Below are 15,769 nucleotides of genomic sequence, written 5' to 3'. Positions count from 1 at the left end.
TGTTCATTTAAAAGAACTAAATTAGTAATCATAAAAAACTCATATCATGAAATTTACAAGAAGAGCAAACGCAAATTGGAAAGGCACAGGAATGGAAGGTACAGGGACTATCAGTACCCAAAGCACAACATTAGATAAAGCACAATTATCATTTAAGACACGTTTTGCCGAAGGCGTGGGCACCAACCCTGAAGAGCTTATCGCTGCAGCGCACTCAGGCTGTTACACGATGCAGTTGAGCTTCCTTTTGACCGAGCTTGGCTTTCCTGCCGAAAACCTTGACACCGAAGCACAGCTTACGTTTGAGGACGGAACCATTACCACGATCCACCTGAAACTGGAAGCTACCGTTCCGGGAATTACTGAGCAGGATTTCCAGGATGCAGCACAGAAAGCAAAAGAAATATGCCCGGTATCGAAATTGCTGAAAGCAGAGATCACGCTATCAGCTACTCTGGTATAAGCAAACTTTTAGCCACGAATTACACAAATTTCACTAATTTACATTTGGGACAATTCGTGGCTGTTTTTTTATTAGATGTACTTGAACTCGATAGTAACCACATCGCCATTGATGGCAAAGATTTTGGCTTTGGCCCTGCCCAGGCTTACTTTTGAATAGAGTTCATAGTCGCTAACACTCCCCAATTGTACCGGTGTCCAGGAAGTTCCGGTAGCCGTAACGTTAATGGTTACCATATCGCCGGAAGGCTGCAATGTTACTGCCTCCCCTTCTTCAATACCGCATGCCTTTATGGTGTCAACGGGCACTTTAAGGTTGGCCGTTATAAAATATTCTTTTTCCCGGGGCGCAGGCTTATCGCTGCCGATTACCAGCTTTGCGATCCCTATCACAAGGGATAATATCGTCAATATGACCGAAATGGCTTCCATAGTAGTTGATTATCGATGCAAGTATAGGAAGAAAAAGTTTTGCACACTACCTGAAATTAAAATTGGACCTTGTCTATTGATAATTCGTCAGGACATTTCTATAATTCGTCCGGATCTTTAAGCTTGTACTTTTATAGTGTTTATTCCTTGGGTTATCAAACCCCCGTTAATAGTTTATCCCAAAACTTTTACCCAATACTCAATAAACCATCGTTTTCGAACAATATTTTTACATACTTTATTTTTATCTGTACCAAAATTCATTAATTTCGCAACCATAACAAACAAATACACATAGTATTATGAATAAGAAAGTAGTTATCGTTTCGGCAGTACGTACGCCAATAGGAAGCTTTATGGGCGCGTTATCAACCGTAACAGCTTCGCACCTTGGTGCAGCGGCAATAAAAGGGGCGCTTGAAAAAATAAGCCTTGACCCTAAGCATGTTGACGAAGTATATATGGGCAACGTGGTCCAGGCCGGTGTAGGCCAGGCCCCGGCACGCCAGGCATCACGCCATGCAGGCCTTCCTGACAGCGTTATTGCCACTACCGTAAATAAAGTTTGCGCATCGGGTATGAAAGCCGTTATGCAGGCTGCACAGGCGATACAGCTTGGCGATGCCGATGTGGTGGTTGCCGGTGGTATGGAAAACATGAGCCTTATACCGCATTATGTACAGATGAGGACAGGCGCTAAGTTTGGCCCTGCCACAATGATCGACGGTATGCAGAAAGACGGCCTTAGCGACGCATATGACAATAACGCTATGGGTGTATGCGCCGACCTTTGTGCTACGGAATATAAAATTTCGCGTGAAGACCAGGATGCATTTGCAATTGAATCCTACAAGCGTTCTGCCAATGCATGGGATGCCGGAAAATTTGATAACGAAGTGGTTCCTGTTGCCGTTCCCCAGCGTAAAGGCGACCCGATAATGGTTACGAAAGACGAGGAGTATACTGCTGTAAAGCTTGACAAAATACCTGCACTTAATCCTGCTTTTACCAAAGAAGGTACTGTTACGGCTGCCAACGCTTCTACAATCAATGATGGTGCTGCTGCCCTGGTACTCATGAGCGAGGAAAAAGCGAACGAACTTGGCCTTAAGCCACTTGCTTACATAAAAGGATATGCCGATGCAGAGCAGGAGCCTAAATGGTTCACTACTTCCCCTGCCAAAGCACTGCCTAAAGCGCTTGATAAAGCAGGCATCTCTAAAGAAGATGTTGATTTCTTCGAATTCAATGAGGCCTTCTCTGTAGTTGGGCTTGCCAACATGCAGATATTAGGCTTAGATGCCAGTAAAGTAAACGTAAATGGTGGTGCCGTATCGCTTGGCCACCCACTGGGATGCTCGGGCGCGAGGATCATCGTAACGCTTATCAACATACTTGAGCAAAACAACGCTAAAGTTGGCGCTGCTGCTATCTGTAATGGTGGTGGTGGAGCTTCTGCTATCGTGATCGAACGTGCATAATAATTGATTATTTTTATTGAATAAAGTTGTTATTAACTTCGGTGAAAACAGCTGTCAGCATATAACGCTGCTTCGGGAATAACTGCTATATTTGTGGTTTAACGTAGCAGCGTTAGCTGTTTTTAGGCGATATGCCAATAAAAAATAATAAATAGAAAATAAAAAATTAAATGTTTGGTATTTGCAATCTTGCCATTGTCCCACTTCGTTTAGAACCAAGTGACAGGAGCGAAATGACTTCGCAGGTCTTATTCGGCGAGCATTTTAAGGTCCTGGAGCAAACTCCCAAATGGTCGCGGATCGAAATGGGTTTCGACGGCTATAACGGATGGATCGATAACAAGCAGTTCAGGCTCATTAGCGAAAGCGAATACAATACTCTTAACAATACCCCGGCTGTACTTAATGCAGACCTTATTGAATACATCACCGGGCCGGACAATGGATTAATGCCTATCCCTCTTGGGGCAGCCCTTACGTTTCTCGATATTCCCGCATTGAACACCGAAAAATTTACGTTTGAAGGACTCAGGTCTTCGGGCGTGACTAATAAGCAAAGCCTTATACAGACAGCTTATATGTACCTCAACACGCCTTATTTATGGGGCGGCAAGACGCCGTTTGGCATCGATTGTTCCGGAATGGTTCAGATGGTGTATAAACTGAATGGCTACAACTTGCTCAGGGATGCATCACAACAGGCTACCCAGGGTGAAGCCCTTAGTTTCATAGAAGAAAGTGAACCCGGCGACCTTGCGTTTTTTGATAATGAAGAAGGCCGCATCATCCACGTAGGCATCATCATGGAAGATAACTACATCATCCATGGACACGGGAAAGTACGCATCGACCGTCTGGATCATCTCGGCATTTATAACATCGACACAAAAAGGCATACGCACAAGCTGCGCGTGATTAAAAAAATAATTTAACAAGGCAGGAAATTTTTCCTGCTTTGCTGTTTTTATAAGGATGCACTTTTTAAGGCATAAAATTTGTTATCTTTAATTGCTATGAAAAAATACTTATTACTCCTTCCTGCACTGCTTTTATTCCTAAACCTTGGATGCAGTACAGACGACACGACTACAAGCGAACCCCTTACCGCCAGGAACATTTTAAATGTTGCCTATGGTACGGACAGCGAACAGACCATGGATGTTTACCTTCCCGCCAATAGGGATGAAGATACCAAAGTTATGGTACTGGTACACGGCGGCGCATGGGCATCGGGAAGCAAAGAAGATGTAACTGAATTGGTCCCGGTGCTGCAGCAGCGTTTCCCGGAGCATGCTATCGTGAATATCAACTACAGGCTCGCTACCCAAACAAGCCCCGCCATGCCGAAACAGATCGAGGATATCCAAAAAGTGCTGGATTATATTGCCGGCAGCGACTATCACGTTTCTGATGATTATGCGCTTATCGGGTTTAGCGCGGGTGCACATCTTTCCATGCTGTACGCTTACAGCTACGATACCGATCATCATGTAAAAGCGGTAGTGGATATAGTAGGTCCCGCAGATTTTACTGACCCTGCCTACCTGTCGCACCAGCTGTACCCTATCGCTTCGCAGTTCCTTTTAGGCACAACAGCACCAACACCACAGCAGATAGCAACCATTAGCCCTGCAAATTACATCACACCGCAATCGCCGCCAACTATAACCTTCTATGGCGGACAAGACCCGTTGGTTCCCGCAAGCCAGGGTCCGAGGCTGAAGGCAAAGCTTGACCAGGAAGGTGTGTATAATGAATTCAGTTTTTATCCTGACGGTGGGCATGCCGACTGGGATGAAGCAACTTTTACAGAAGTTTATAGTAAGGTTGAAACTTTTTTGAGGGCAAAGCTGTAATTACTTAAGGGTAATGAAGAAGTAAACTGTAAGTACAATTATTTCTGCCAAAAACTGTCGGTTAAATAAAAAACAGTATCAATAAAGTAAAGTATATCATTCCGTGTTAGTACATTTTCATCATGTAAATCTTCGAGTATGATTTGAAGTTCGGGATTGAAATAGTCATTATTCCTTGTATTTTCAAATCCATTTTCCTCAAGGAAAGATTTTACCCGTGCCAGATATGTTTTATCGGTGATTGATACGTATGCCTGTTTAACGATAGCATACAGAACATCGTTATCTTTAGTAAATCCGACTAAATCGTAGGCTGTGTCAGGGAAAAAGTAATTGTGCAGCAATAAATTATAAAAATAATCCAGCCAGGATTCATAATAAATAGAATCATTTAATTTAAGCACATGCTCTGAATCTTTCAGATACACTTTTTGTTCCGCACCCTCACTAACGTATTGTGAAAAATCTATATCGCCGATCCAAAGATTTGCCTGAAGAATGTAATCCTCTAATCTCGTTGCTTCTTGTTCTTTGTAGTACTTAGCGCTTTTAGTTTCTGTACTTGCAACAGAGCCATTTTTAAGGTAATTGGCGATTGACTGGATAATTGCTCCATACCTAACTTCGCTCTTTCCTGAAAGGACATTCTGTAATTCATTTTTCATGGGTTATTTTACATCTGCAAATATAAGAATAGTATTTGAGATTGTACTCAATTGCCCCGGGCAGCATCCTTCCCGATTCGGTTAAGCAAATAATGAAAATATTTTCCTTCCCTCCCAACCTTTTGATACGGAATGCTATCCTATAGGTATGAAGAAGCCTGTACAAATATCCATTCCCACCCCCTGCCACGAAAACTGGTCTGCTATGACACCCGCCGATAAAGGCCGCTTTTGCGGTATGTGCCAAAAAAACGTTCATGATTTTACGCGGTCATCCGACAGGGAGATAGCATCGGCATTCGCCAATGAGCCTGATCTATGCGGGCGTTTCCTTCCCTCGCAATTGGAAAGGGAACTGTCGGTCACCCAAGAGAAAAGCCCTGTATGGTCAGCCGCAGCTGCAGTCCTGGCAATGATGGCATTAGGCACAACCGAAATGGCTGCACAGACTCCGGTACCAACAGAGCAGTCATCACAATTTAATGAAGCCATGATAGGTAAAGTGGCAATGCCCGCCACTGTGATAACAGGCACTATAACCGATGCTACCGGGCCAATGCCGGGAGTAGTAGTCGCAATAGAGGGCAGTACCATAACAGCACAAACCGACTTTGATGGTAAATACTCCATTGAAGCAAGGCCGGGATTTACGCTGGTATATTCCTTCCCGGGTTATGTAGCGCAAAAACGGGTTGTTGAATCTAAGACAAGGGTTGTTGATATTCTGATGAGGGAAGATGAAATGCTGGACGAGGTAACGGTTACTGGCTACAGGAGTACAACACGTGCTATTTCTGGTGCGGTAAGTATTATTTCAACAGTAGAGGTAACAGAAAAAAAACGCACCTTCTTTGGGCGCATTTTCCATTCGATAGGTAATTTATTCCGTTAAACTATATTATATGAGAACATCAATACAAATACTCACCCTAGTTTTTTTCTTTGCTGTAAATTTCTTTTTAGTTGGAACAAATACCGCTTCGGCACAGGCTTCCGATACAGGTATTTTACCGGAAGGCCTTAAAATAATTACAGGTACTGTAATGGATGAACAGGACATGCCAATACCCGGTGCTGAGGTAAAGATCAGGAGTACAAATACAAAAGTACAAACCGATTTTGATGGCAAATATTCTATTAATGCCAAAGATGGTGATGTCTTAGTATTCGCTTACCAGGGAATGAAGACTCAAAATATCAAAGTATCTAAAAAGACAAAAATCAAAGTAGTAATGCGGGAGGATTATCGGGAAGTTGACAGCATTGTGTATGGTTGTTGTTTTTGTACAGGATTTCATATTTCAGTTGCTTCAGAATTTATGTTCAATTATTAAATGTCGAAAATATGAAAAAACCAATCCAAATATCCATCCCCACCCCATGCCATGAGAACTGGGCAAATATGACACCAGCCAATAAAGGCCGTTTCTGCTCTTCCTGCCAAAAAACTGTGCGCGACTTTACAAGCTCATCCGACAGGGAGATCGTTGAAGCTATTAAAAATGATGGATATGCCTGTGGGCGTTTTCGGGCTTCCCAACTGGGAAGAGACCTAGTTGTTCCAAAAGAAAAAAGCAAATTCTGGATGGCAGCAAGTGCGGTGGCAATAACGTTATTGACCGTTGGCGTAAATGAAGTTTCGGCACAGACTCCTATAAAGACAGAGCAGCATGAAACTAAAACCGGAGATATAGATACAAACGTTCTGCCGGAAGGCGTAAAAATAATTACGGGGACCGTATTCGATCAACAGGGCCTGCCATTACCTGGCGCAAATATAAAGGTGAAAGGCAGTATAGCTCCGGGTGTACAAACCGATTTTGATGGAAATTTTGTAATTCAGGCTTCTCCGCGCGAAAAATTGGAGGTCACTTTTGTGGGTATGAAAACCCAAGTTGTAACAGTAGGCTTCTCAGCAACTGTACCAGATGTGATAATGTATGATGACCCATATATATTTATGGGCGAAATTATAGTTGAATACAAGAAACTTCGCATTTCTGTAGCCTCCCAGTATATGTTTGATTATTAATACTGTCTGATTATGAAAGAGCCAATCCAAATATACATTCCAACCCCATGCCAAGAAAATTGGGCAAACATGACACCATCAGATAAAGGCCGTTTCTGCGCTTCCTGCCAAAAGAACGTACGGGATTTTACATTGTCATCGGACAGGGAGATTGCATCGGCATTCGCCAAAGGCATAAACCTTTGCGGGCGTTTTTTGCCGTCACAGCTTGACAGGGAATTATCAGTTTCTCAGGAAAAAAGTCCTGTATGGTCAGCCGCAGCGGCAATTTTAGCAATGATGTCGTTAGGGACTTTAGGTGTATCGGCACAAACGCCTGTAGCTACAGAACAGCAAATTCCTGATGAGACATCACCGAAAATGACCGAACCCTCTTCGCTGCTCGTAAGCGGCACAATAACCGATTTTTCAGGACCGTTGCCAAATGTGGCTGTAACCATTAAAGGAACACAGGCATGCGAAATGACAGATAGCAACGGTAAATATTCTATTGAAGCATGTTCAGGGCAAACAATTGTATTTTCCCATCGCGGCTTTATCCTCCAGGAAGGCACTATTGCTGATCCTGATTCAGGTGCCATTGATATTTCTTTTGAAGCCGGGCAGCTATTAGACGAAATAGTGGTAACCGGCTATGGGAATTCGAGGCGACAACTATCAATCGTAGGAGTTGTATCACTTACCACCAAAACCATAGAAAAAAGGCGCACGTTCTTCGGGCGCATCTTCCACGCTGTAGGAAACGTATTCCGGTGATCATATCGCTACATTTTATATCTTTAAGGCAAATTTTCCAATACATTCTATTCACAAATTTGCTTTACAATGACAAACAAAACCAAACTGATTCTCTTTTTCCTTGCCTTCGCGGGACTGCTATCGTCCTGTAAATCCTACTCCACTTATGGCGATAACGGCAAAGTGTATAAAGGTACTATTTCAAAAACAAAAGGCACGCAGATACTGGATTCAAATGGCGACCCTATTACCCTGAAAGGTACCAATATTGGCAACTGGCTCGTTCCAGAAGGCTACATGTTCAAGATGGGCAAGGTGAGCTCTCCAACGAAGATCAATGAGTTGCTGCTGGAAATGGTAGGGCCGGACAGCCTTAAGGTGTTCTGGGGCAAATACCTCGACAACTATATTACCCAGGAGGATATAAAGTACCTGAAACGCACGGGATCGAACCATATACGGCTCCCCTTCCATTACAAGCTGTTTACAAAGGAAACCTACATGGGCAAGCGCAATGTCGGTTTTGAATACATGGACAGAATTATCGAATGGTGCCGCCAGGAAAACATGTATGTGCTTCTCGATATGCACTGCGCACCAGGCGGGCAGACGGGCGATAACATAGACGACAGTGCCGGTTATCCGTGGCTGTACTTCAGCAAGTCGGCACAGGATGAGATGAGCGATATATGGAAAAAGATTGCCAGCCATTATAAGGACGACCCTATCGTATTAGGTTATGACGTAATCAACGAGCCTTTTGCCCATTATTTTGCCAAGGAGATACCCGATTACAACCACAGGCTGTTTCTGGTCTATGAGCGCATGGTGAAGGACATCAGGTCGGTAGATACAAAACACACCATTTACCTGAATGGCTCGATGTGGGCAGGCGACTTTGGCGTATTCGAACGCGTGTTGGATGAGAATGTGGTCTATGAATTCCACAAATATTGGTTCGACATCAACCAGGAAGCGATACAGAAATATATCGACTTCCGTGACAAATACAATGTGCCCATATACATTGGGGAGACGGGTGAGAACACTGACGAGTGGGTAATGGAATTCCGCAAATTGCTTGACGAAAACAAAGTGAACTGGGCATTCTGGCCCTACAAAAAGATGGATAACCTTCGCGGCATTATGAACTTTAAGCAGCCGGAAGATTATCCTTTGATCACCAAGTACGCCGACAGTGACCGCAGCTCCTACGAAAAAGTACGCGAGAACATGCCTGACAGGGTTAAAGTACAGAAAGCCCTGAATGAGTTTTTAGAGAACTGCAAATACAAGAACAACTTCCAGAATAAAGGATATATCGAGGGATTAGGGTTTACGGTGGAGTAGTTTTTGGTTATTATAATGTTCAACAGCATTCCATTTCGACCAACGGGAGAAATCTCATGAATTTCATATTTGTAAATAGAGATTTCTCTCTCCGCAAGCTCCATTCGAAATGGAAGAACGTTTCGTTATCAAATGCACGGTGTACCATTTCGACCAACGGGAGAAATCTCAGAAATTCATATTTGTAAATAGAAATTTCTCTCTCCGCAAACTCCGTTCGAAATGGAAGAACCTCGAAAGTCATAAAACAAAAAAACGCCCCACAATTGCGGGGCGTTCTCTATTATCTAAAATCTATTATCTCTTCGTCTAACAGATTATTTCACTTCTTCAAAGTCTACATCCTGAACGTTGTCACCTTCAGGCTGGCCTGCTTCCGGTTGTGCCTGTTGTGCGCCGCCCTGTTGTCCGGCATCACCCTGTGCTTTGTACATCTCTTCTGAAGCATTTTTCCACGCTTCATTGATTTTGTCAAGTGCCGGCTGAATGGTTGCAACATCTTTGCCTTCGTAAGCTGCTTTCAGCTCGTTAAGAGCTGACTCGATGTTTTGCTTGTTGCCTGCTGACAATTTATCACCAAACTCTGTCAGCTGCTTTTCGGTCTGGAAAATCATAGCATCTGCCTCGTTCAGTTTTTCAACCCTTTCGCGTGCTGCTTTATCCGCATCGGCATTTGCCTCTGCTTCCTTACGCATCCTTTCAATCTCTTCCTGGGTAAGCCCTGAAGAAGCCTCGATACGGATATCGTGCGATTTGCCTGTCCCTTTATCGGTAGCCGATACTTTGATGATACCATTGGCATCGATATCAAAGGTTACCTCGATTTGCGGCACGCCCCTTTGTGCAGGTGGAATTCCGTCAAGGTGGAAACGGCCTATCGTCTTGTTATCGGTAGCCATTGGCCTCTCGCCCTGCAGTACGTGGATCTCAACAGAAGGCTGGTTGTCAGCAGCTGTAGAGAATACCTGCGATTTTTTGGTAGGGATCGTAGTGTTCGATTCGATAAGCTTTGTCATCACGCCGCCCATAGTCTCGATACCAAGGGAAAGTGGGGTAACGTCAAGAAGGAGTACGTCTTTAACATCGCCAGAAAGTACACCACCCTGGATTGCAGCACCGATAGCAACAACCTCATCCGGGTTAACGCCTTTCGATGGTTTTTTACCAAAGAATTTCTCTACTTCTTCCTGTATTTTAGGGATACGTGTAGAACCACCTACAAGGATCACCTCATCAATATCTGATTTAGAAAGGCCTGCATCTTTCAACGCTTTTGCAACAGGCTCCATAGAGCGCTGTACCAGGCTGTCGGCAAGCTGCTCAAATTTAGCCCTTGTGAGTGTTTTCACCAAGTGCTTAGGCCCTGAAGCTGTAGCTGTTACATAAGGCAGGTTTATTTCGGTTTGTGTAGATGACGAAAGCTCGATTTTCGCTTTTTCAGCAGCTTCCTTCAAACGCTGTAGCGCCATTGGGTCTTTACGAAGGTCTACACCTTCTTCGCTGTTGAATTCGTTGGCAAGCCAGTCGATAACCACCTGGTCAAAGTCATCCCCTCCAAGGTGCGTATCACCATTTGTAGAAAGCACTTCGAATACACCATCACCCAATTCGAGGATCGAGATATCGAAAGTACCGCCACCAAGGTCATATACCGCTATCTTTTGGTCTTTTCCTGCTTTGTCAAGCCCGTAAGCAAGAGCGGCTGCAGTAGGCTCGTTGATGATCCTCCTTACTTTAAGGCCTGCAATCTCACCGGCTTCTTTGGTAGCCTGGCGTTGCGCGTCATTAAAATAGGCCGGTACGGTAATAACCGCTTCGGTAACTGTTGTGCCAAGGTAATCCTCAGCCGTTTTTTTCATTTTCTGTAGTGTCATTGCAGACAGTTCCTGTGGCGTGTACAGGCGGCCATCGATATCAACACGCGGGGTGTCGTTGTCGCCTTTTACAACACTGTAAGGCACATTGCTTGCTTCTTTAGCGCTTTCGGAAAATTTGTTACCCATAAAGCGTTTGATAGAAGCGATGGTTTTTGTGGGATTGGTCACTGCCTGTCTCTTAGCAGGGTCGCCAACCTTGATCTCGCCGCCTTCAACAAATGCAATTACTGACGGGGTTGTTCTTTTTCCTTCAGCATTAGGGATAACCACCGGTTCGTTACCTTCCATTACGGCAACACACGAGTTAGTTGTTCCTAAGTCAATTCCGATTATTTTACTCATCTTGTTTTAGTTTTTATTTTTGTTTTTGATCTCTTGTTTGTTAAACCTGTCCGTATAAAGACAATCATTGTGCCAATACAGGAATGGCACACAAAATATGACAAGATGGCATTTACATAATTTAAATAATTATTTAACTTATGGATATGCTACAGTAAATATGGTTATTTAGCCTAATTTTCAATCCAAATAAAAAAGTGTTGCTTATTTTAGCTTGATTAAATTTGTTAAAACTCAGTATGCGGCATTTAAAACGCAGTTACCAAAATTTTATTCTACTGACTTCCGTTACGGTATTCCTATATGGGGTCTATGTGATAATTTATGCCTGGGGCCTGCAAAACGGAATTTTTAAACCCGCTGTAACGGGGCATCTGCCTATTGCAATTGATTCTGCTTATGCATTTATGGCTATGGGAATATCACAAGCCTGCCTGATACACCGTTCTGCATTAGCTGCGGTAGTATCGCGTATATTGTCAGGATGCGTTTTGCTATGGAGCACCCTTTTATTAATCCGCGATTTTACTCCTGTAAAAATTCCCCTGATATTCGGAATGTCGCCCCAAACCGCTCTGTGCTTTACATTGCTTGCTATTTCTTTTATTTTCATAAAAAGCAGAAAAAGAAAGTATATTATCCAGGCATTATTGCATTTCGTAACATTGATAGGATCTATAGCGGCAATAGGGCATTTTCTAAATATTCCTGAATTTTATAAGATGACATTCATTCCCATGGCAGTTTACTCTGCTATTGGTTTTGTATTATTATCAGTTTCTGCTTCGCTGATGAATTATAATTTAGGCATAACAGGGCTTTTTACCGGCAACCTTATAGGTAATATTATGGCACGCAAGCTTTTCCTGCAGATGCTTGTAGCCATCCTGGTTATAGGAACATTGCGGATAGTAGCCCATAGGAAGGAATGGCTCAGCCCGGAATTTGGCAGTGCGCTTTTAATAATAATATTTATAGTTATTACACTGGCGCTTATCTGGAAAACATCGACCACATTAAATAAGATTGATGATAAAAAGAGAATAGCCGTCGAAAACTTCCGTATAGCGATCGAATCGGCGCCCTATGCCCTGGTGATATCCGACAGGGATGGTAAAATACTGAGCGTAAACCAGCAAACAAAAATACTATATCGCTATCATGAGCATGAGCTTATAGGCATGCCGGTAATGAATATCATACCTAAAAAAATGCATACCGATTACGTGCGGCGAAGGGAACAGTTCTTTGCAGATAACCATATTATAAAAATGGGGCACAATGAAGACATGCTGGCTTTGCGAAAGGACGGCACAGAATTTCCTATTGAAATTATCCTGGTACCAATTAAAACCTCAACAGGGCCAATGTGCCTGGCATCTGTTATAGACATTACCCAAAGAAAGAACCAGGAAGACACCATAAAAAAGCAGCTGATCGAGCTGCAGGTTAAGAACGAGGAGCTGGAGCAATTCAACTATATCTCCTCCCACGACCTGCAGGAACCCCTGAGAACAGTATCAAATTACATCTCCATGCTGCAGGAAGATTTCCCTGACCGGATAGACGGAGAAATACAGGAACATCTTAAAACCATGGGCTCGGCTATTGACAGGATGAGCCATGTGGTAAGGTCGCTGCTTAATTTTGGTAAATTGGGACGTAAAAAAAAGCTCGTCCTTACCGATTGCAATAAGCTTGTGAATGACGTAGCAGCGGACCTGAACAGCCTTATAAAAAACACCGGTACCGAAATAACAGTGACCTGCGGGCTTCCCGAATTTTATGCCTATGAAACGGAATTGCGGCAGTTGTTCCAAAATCTTATCTCCAATGCCATAAAATTCAGGAAAAGCAGTATATCTCCGGATATAACAATTAGCAGCCGGAAGCTGGACGGCTTCTATGAATTCTCTGTTGAGGACAACGGAATCGGCATTCACCCTAAACATTCCGATTCTATTTTCAGGATCTTCCACCGCCTGAACAGCGACGAGGAATATGAAGGCTATGGAATAGGCCTTGCGAATTGCAAAAAAATTGTTGAAATGCACGGCGGCAAAATATGGGTAGAATCTGAACCCGGCAAAGGCAGCACATTTAAATTTACCCTATTGAATTTCAACAAATAACATTTCATTCGGGTAACAAACTTATTTTCAAAAAAACTATCATATTTAAAAAAAAACACTATTTTCGCCTCAACATTTGTTAAATAAATGTTAACATATATGATGGTATATTTTAGGCGGAAGTACAAAACTGCTACCCTGTTTGCAGTGTCATTGATTATTACCTATAGCGTGTATGTATTATTATACAGTATTGGACTTCATAGAGGTATAATAGATGTACGTATATTAGGAAATTCAGTTGGTACTGACAGCGCTTACTGCTTTATCCTTATGAGCCTTTCCCTGCTGCTTCTGGTTCTTTATAACGGGAAGCGTAGTCATTTGCTTTCCCGGTTATTTGCATTTTCAGTTTTTAGCTGGAGTTTGATAGCCCTGGCAAGGAACTTTACACTACTGCAGGTTCCGTTTGGCTTTGGTATGTCGCCAATAACTTCGTTTTGCTTTATATTATTGTCAGTTGCATTTTTTTTTGTAAAAATCAAGAAACTCAGATACGTTACCCAAGGGCTGCTTCATTGTGTAACGTTAATAACATCAGTAGTCTTAATAGGCCATTTGCTCAATATTCCGGAATTTTACAGGATGAGTTTTATTCCGATGGCAATGTATTCGGCGATAGGCTTCCTTATGCTTTCCATATCGGCTTCGTTCATCAATCGTACCATCGGCATTACCGGGCTTTTTACCGGCAAACTTATGGGAAATATAATGGCGCGGCGGCTGTTCCTAAAGCTGCTTGTCGCAGTACTGGCCATTGGTTACCTAAGGCTTATGTCACACAGGAGGGGCTGGCTTAGCCCTGAATTGGGAATAGCGTGTATTACACTTGCGTTTCTCGTTATATCCCTGCTCCTTATCTGGAAAACTTCATCACGGCTAAATACCATACACCTGAAAAAGAAAATGGCCGAGGAAAATTTCAGGACTGCTGTAGCAGTAGCTCCTTATGCATTGGTAATTTCAGATATAGCGGGAACCATAATAATGGCAAACAAACAGACCAAAGCATTGTATGGCTATAAAAAAGGGCAGTTAATTGGCAAAAATGTCAAAATGCTTATTCCCGAAAAACTCCACGAAGACTACTATAAAGTAAGGAAGAACTTTTTTGCATCATCATCAGTAGTGAAATTCGATGGTGATGATGAGCTCTTTGCCAAAAGAAAGGATAACACTGAATTTCCTGTAGAACTTATCCTTACACCTGTAAATACAAGTACGGGCACATTTGTACTGGCAACGATAATTGATCTTACTGCACAAAAACACCATGAGGAAATTATCGCTAAGCAGGTAACGCAGCTACAGAGCAAAAACCTTGAGCTCGAACAATTCAACTATATATCTTCGCATGACCTGCAGGAACCGCTGCGCACACTTGGCAACTACATTAACCTACTTGAAGAAGACTATTCCGACCACATCAATGAAGAAATGAAAATGCACCTTCAGGCTATGGGATCATCAATTGGGAGAATGAGCTGTGTTGTGCGCTCATTACTTGAGTTTGGAAAGCTGGGCAAGAATAAAAAACTCGCGCTCACCAACTGTAATACCATAGTAGCAAATGTGGTGGCCGACCTGGGAAGCCTTGTAAAAAGAACAGGAGCCAGCATTACAACCGAAATTGAACTTCCTGAATTTTATGCTTATGAGACCGAATTGCGCCAGCTTTTCCAAAACCTGATCAATAATGCCCTGAAATTTAACAGAGACGGCATTGCACCTAACATTAAGATTACATGTAAAAATAAAAAGGGTTTTTATAAATTTGCTATAGAGGACAATGGCATGGGGATCCACCCCGGTCATTGTGAAAAGATCTTCCATATTTTTCACCGACTGGACAACAATAATAAGTACGAGGGGCATGGTATCGGCCTTGCGAATTGTAAAAAAATAGTTGAAATGCATGGCGGGCAGATATGGGTGGAATCTGAACCAGGACGGGGAAGCACGTTTAAATTCACCATTATAAACTTTAAGGCATGACAAATCGGGTAAAATGCATTATGCTTGTTGATGACAATAAGATTGACAATTTCTTTCATGAACGTGTTATAAAAAAGTGTGATGCAGCCGAAACGATTATCGCCAAAGAGTCGGCACACGATGCGCTGGAATACTTAACTGCATGTGAAGCAATCCCGGATATCATTTTTCTCGATGTGAACATGCCCGGGATGAACGGTTGGGATTTTCTTGCCGAGTATAAAAAACTTGACTTAACCCATGAATGCCTTGTTGTGGTCATGATAAGTGACTTTAACGATCCCGATGACGAGGCGCTTGAGGCCACGAAGGGTATTTTTTCCGACTTCAGGCCAAAGCCACTAACAAAAGAAATACTGGAGGAAGTTATCAAAAAGTACAGCAGCGGCGAAAAAACCAGCTAATCA

Annotated in this window: 16 protein-coding genes; 12 read left to right on the top strand and 4 right to left on the bottom strand. The window is 42.9% G+C overall.

Translation table 11 applies throughout. The annotated features are described in order from the left end of the window. Nucleotides 1–46: 46 nt before the first annotated feature. Complete coding sequence (locus HYN59_RS10370) at nt 47–463, top strand: OsmC family protein (RefSeq protein ID WP_108778199.1); 417 nt, start codon at nt 47–49, stop codon at nt 461–463. A gap of 71 nt (nt 464–534) precedes the next feature. Here HYN59_RS10370 and HYN59_RS10365 read toward each other — a convergent pair whose 3' ends face one another. Beyond that, nucleotides 535–894 carry a hypothetical protein gene (locus HYN59_RS10365; protein ID WP_108778198.1) on the bottom strand — a complete coding sequence of 120 codons (360 nt, stop codon included), beginning with the start codon at nt 892–894 and terminating at the stop codon, nt 535–537. Nucleotides 895–1,196: 302 nt separating this feature from the next. Between HYN59_RS10365 and HYN59_RS10360 the strand changes: the two genes are divergently transcribed. The 3 genes from HYN59_RS10360 to HYN59_RS10350 all read left to right on the top strand — a co-directional run bounded on the left by HYN59_RS10360 (nt 1,197) and on the right by HYN59_RS10350 (nt 4,231). Next, nucleotides 1,197–2,375: an acetyl-CoA C-acyltransferase gene (locus tag HYN59_RS10360; protein WP_108778197.1), complete on the top strand. Its 1,179-nt coding sequence runs from the start codon at nt 1,197–1,199 to the stop codon at nt 2,373–2,375. Between the two features lie 170 nt (nt 2,376–2,545). Continuing rightward, nucleotides 2,546–3,307 (top strand): C40 family peptidase, encoded by a 762-nt coding sequence (locus HYN59_RS10355; RefSeq protein ID WP_108778196.1) that lies wholly within the window; start codon nt 2,546–2,548, stop codon nt 3,305–3,307. Between the two features lie 81 nt (nt 3,308–3,388). Beyond that, nucleotides 3,389–4,231, top strand: a complete 843-nt coding sequence (locus tag HYN59_RS10350; RefSeq protein WP_108778195.1) for an alpha/beta hydrolase — start codon at nt 3,389–3,391, stop codon at nt 4,229–4,231. Nucleotides 4,232–4,269: 38 nt separating this feature from the next. Here the strand turns inward: HYN59_RS10350 and HYN59_RS10345 are convergent, their stop codons facing one another. Beyond that, nucleotides 4,270–4,896 (bottom strand): putative polyvalent protein kinase domain-containing protein, encoded by a 627-nt coding sequence (locus HYN59_RS10345; protein ID WP_108778194.1) that lies wholly within the window; start codon nt 4,894–4,896, stop codon nt 4,270–4,272. Between the two features lie 148 nt (nt 4,897–5,044). Between HYN59_RS10345 and HYN59_RS10340 the strand changes: the two genes are divergently transcribed. From HYN59_RS10340 to HYN59_RS10320, 5 genes are all read left to right on the top strand, one after another. Next, nucleotides 5,045–5,788 (top strand): carboxypeptidase-like regulatory domain-containing protein, encoded by a 744-nt coding sequence (locus tag HYN59_RS10340; RefSeq protein WP_108778193.1) that lies wholly within the window; start codon nt 5,045–5,047, stop codon nt 5,786–5,788. A 10-nt stretch (nt 5,789–5,798) separates the two neighbouring features. Further along, entirely contained in the window at nt 5,799–6,230 is a 432-nt protein-coding gene (locus tag HYN59_RS10335) for a carboxypeptidase-like regulatory domain-containing protein (protein WP_108778192.1), read from the top strand. A gap of 11 nt (nt 6,231–6,241) precedes the next feature. Further along, nucleotides 6,242–6,928: a carboxypeptidase-like regulatory domain-containing protein gene (locus HYN59_RS10330; RefSeq protein WP_219928770.1), complete on the top strand. Its 687-nt coding sequence runs from the start codon at nt 6,242–6,244 to the stop codon at nt 6,926–6,928. Between the two features lie 69 nt (nt 6,929–6,997). Then, nucleotides 6,998–7,684: a carboxypeptidase-like regulatory domain-containing protein gene (locus tag HYN59_RS10325; protein WP_181369419.1), complete on the top strand. Its 687-nt coding sequence runs from the start codon at nt 6,998–7,000 to the stop codon at nt 7,682–7,684. 69 nt (nt 7,685–7,753) lie between these two features. Next, the gene (locus HYN59_RS10320; RefSeq protein WP_108778190.1) at nt 7,754–9,016 is read left to right on the top strand and encodes a glycoside hydrolase family 5 protein; all 1,263 of its coding nucleotides are present in this window, start codon (nt 7,754–7,756) and stop codon (nt 9,014–9,016) included. A 317-nt stretch (nt 9,017–9,333) separates the two neighbouring features. On the opposite strand, the gene dnaK is transcribed toward HYN59_RS10320, so the two are convergent. Continuing rightward, a complete protein-coding gene (gene dnaK, locus HYN59_RS10310) occupies nt 9,334–11,235 on the bottom strand; it encodes a molecular chaperone DnaK (RefSeq protein ID WP_108778188.1) in 1,902 nt (633 codons plus the stop codon). Between the two features lie 397 nt (nt 11,236–11,632). Further along, on the bottom strand, nt 11,633–11,848 hold the full coding sequence (locus HYN59_RS18060; protein ID WP_181369418.1) for a hypothetical protein: 216 nt from the start codon (nt 11,846–11,848) through the stop codon (nt 11,633–11,635). Between the two features lie 109 nt (nt 11,849–11,957). On the opposite strand from HYN59_RS18060, the gene HYN59_RS10305 reads away from it, so the two are divergent. The 3 genes from HYN59_RS10305 to HYN59_RS10295 all read left to right on the top strand — a co-directional run bounded on the left by HYN59_RS10305 (nt 11,958) and on the right by HYN59_RS10295 (nt 15,766). Continuing rightward, the gene (locus HYN59_RS10305) at nt 11,958–13,367 is read left to right on the top strand and encodes a sensor histidine kinase (RefSeq protein WP_181369417.1); all 1,410 of its coding nucleotides are present in this window, start codon (nt 11,958–11,960) and stop codon (nt 13,365–13,367) included. A 585-nt stretch (nt 13,368–13,952) separates the two neighbouring features. Beyond that, complete coding sequence (locus HYN59_RS10300; protein WP_181369416.1) at nt 13,953–15,362, top strand: sensor histidine kinase; 1,410 nt, start codon at nt 13,953–13,955, stop codon at nt 15,360–15,362. Further along, a complete protein-coding gene (locus HYN59_RS10295; RefSeq protein WP_108778185.1) occupies nt 15,359–15,766 on the top strand; it encodes a response regulator in 408 nt (135 codons plus the stop codon). The genes HYN59_RS10300 and HYN59_RS10295 overlap by 4 nt, the downstream gene beginning before the upstream one ends. The last annotated feature ends 3 nt before the right edge of the window (nt 15,767–15,769 follow it).

Source organism: Flavobacterium album (assembly GCF_003096035.1).
GTDB lineage: Bacteria > Bacteroidota > Bacteroidia > Flavobacteriales > Flavobacteriaceae > Flavobacterium > Flavobacterium album.
Note: the sequence above shows the minus strand (reverse complement) of the source record. Positions and strands in the feature narration are given on the sequence as shown.

Bases quoted from the DNA above. Each gene is read 5' to 3' on its own strand.
- HYN59_RS10370 (WP_108778199.1), top strand. From the start codon at position 47: ATGAAATTTACAAGAAGAGCAAACGCAAATTGGAAAGGCACAGGAATG.
- HYN59_RS10365 (WP_108778198.1), bottom strand. From the start codon at position 894: ATGGAAGCCATTTCGGTCATATTGACGATATTATCCCTTGTGATAGGG.
- HYN59_RS10360 (WP_108778197.1), top strand. From the start codon at position 1,197: ATGAATAAGAAAGTAGTTATCGTTTCGGCAGTACGTACGCCAATAGGA.
- HYN59_RS10355 (WP_108778196.1), top strand. From the start codon at position 2,546: ATGTTTGGTATTTGCAATCTTGCCATTGTCCCACTTCGTTTAGAACCA.
- HYN59_RS10350 (WP_108778195.1), top strand. From the start codon at position 3,389: ATGAAAAAATACTTATTACTCCTTCCTGCACTGCTTTTATTCCTAAAC.
- HYN59_RS10345 (WP_108778194.1), bottom strand. From the start codon at position 4,896: ATGAAAAATGAATTACAGAATGTCCTTTCAGGAAAGAGCGAAGTTAGG.
- HYN59_RS10340 (WP_108778193.1), top strand. From the start codon at position 5,045: ATGAAGAAGCCTGTACAAATATCCATTCCCACCCCCTGCCACGAAAAC.
- HYN59_RS10335 (WP_108778192.1), top strand. From the start codon at position 5,799: ATGAGAACATCAATACAAATACTCACCCTAGTTTTTTTCTTTGCTGTA.
- HYN59_RS10330 (WP_219928770.1), top strand. From the start codon at position 6,242: ATGAAAAAACCAATCCAAATATCCATCCCCACCCCATGCCATGAGAAC.
- HYN59_RS10325 (WP_181369419.1), top strand. From the start codon at position 6,998: ATGACACCATCAGATAAAGGCCGTTTCTGCGCTTCCTGCCAAAAGAAC.
- HYN59_RS10320 (WP_108778190.1), top strand. From the start codon at position 7,754: ATGACAAACAAAACCAAACTGATTCTCTTTTTCCTTGCCTTCGCGGGA.
- dnaK (WP_108778188.1), bottom strand. From the start codon at position 11,235: ATGAGTAAAATAATCGGAATTGACTTAGGAACAACTAACTCGTGTGTT.
- HYN59_RS18060 (WP_181369418.1), bottom strand. From the start codon at position 11,848: ATGAAAATAAAAGAAATAGCAAGCAATGTAAAGCACAGAGCGGTTTGG.
- HYN59_RS10305 (WP_181369417.1), top strand. From the start codon at position 11,958: ATGACATTCATTCCCATGGCAGTTTACTCTGCTATTGGTTTTGTATTA.
- HYN59_RS10300 (WP_181369416.1), top strand. From the start codon at position 13,953: ATGAGTTTTATTCCGATGGCAATGTATTCGGCGATAGGCTTCCTTATG.
- HYN59_RS10295 (WP_108778185.1), top strand. From the start codon at position 15,359: ATGACAAATCGGGTAAAATGCATTATGCTTGTTGATGACAATAAGATT.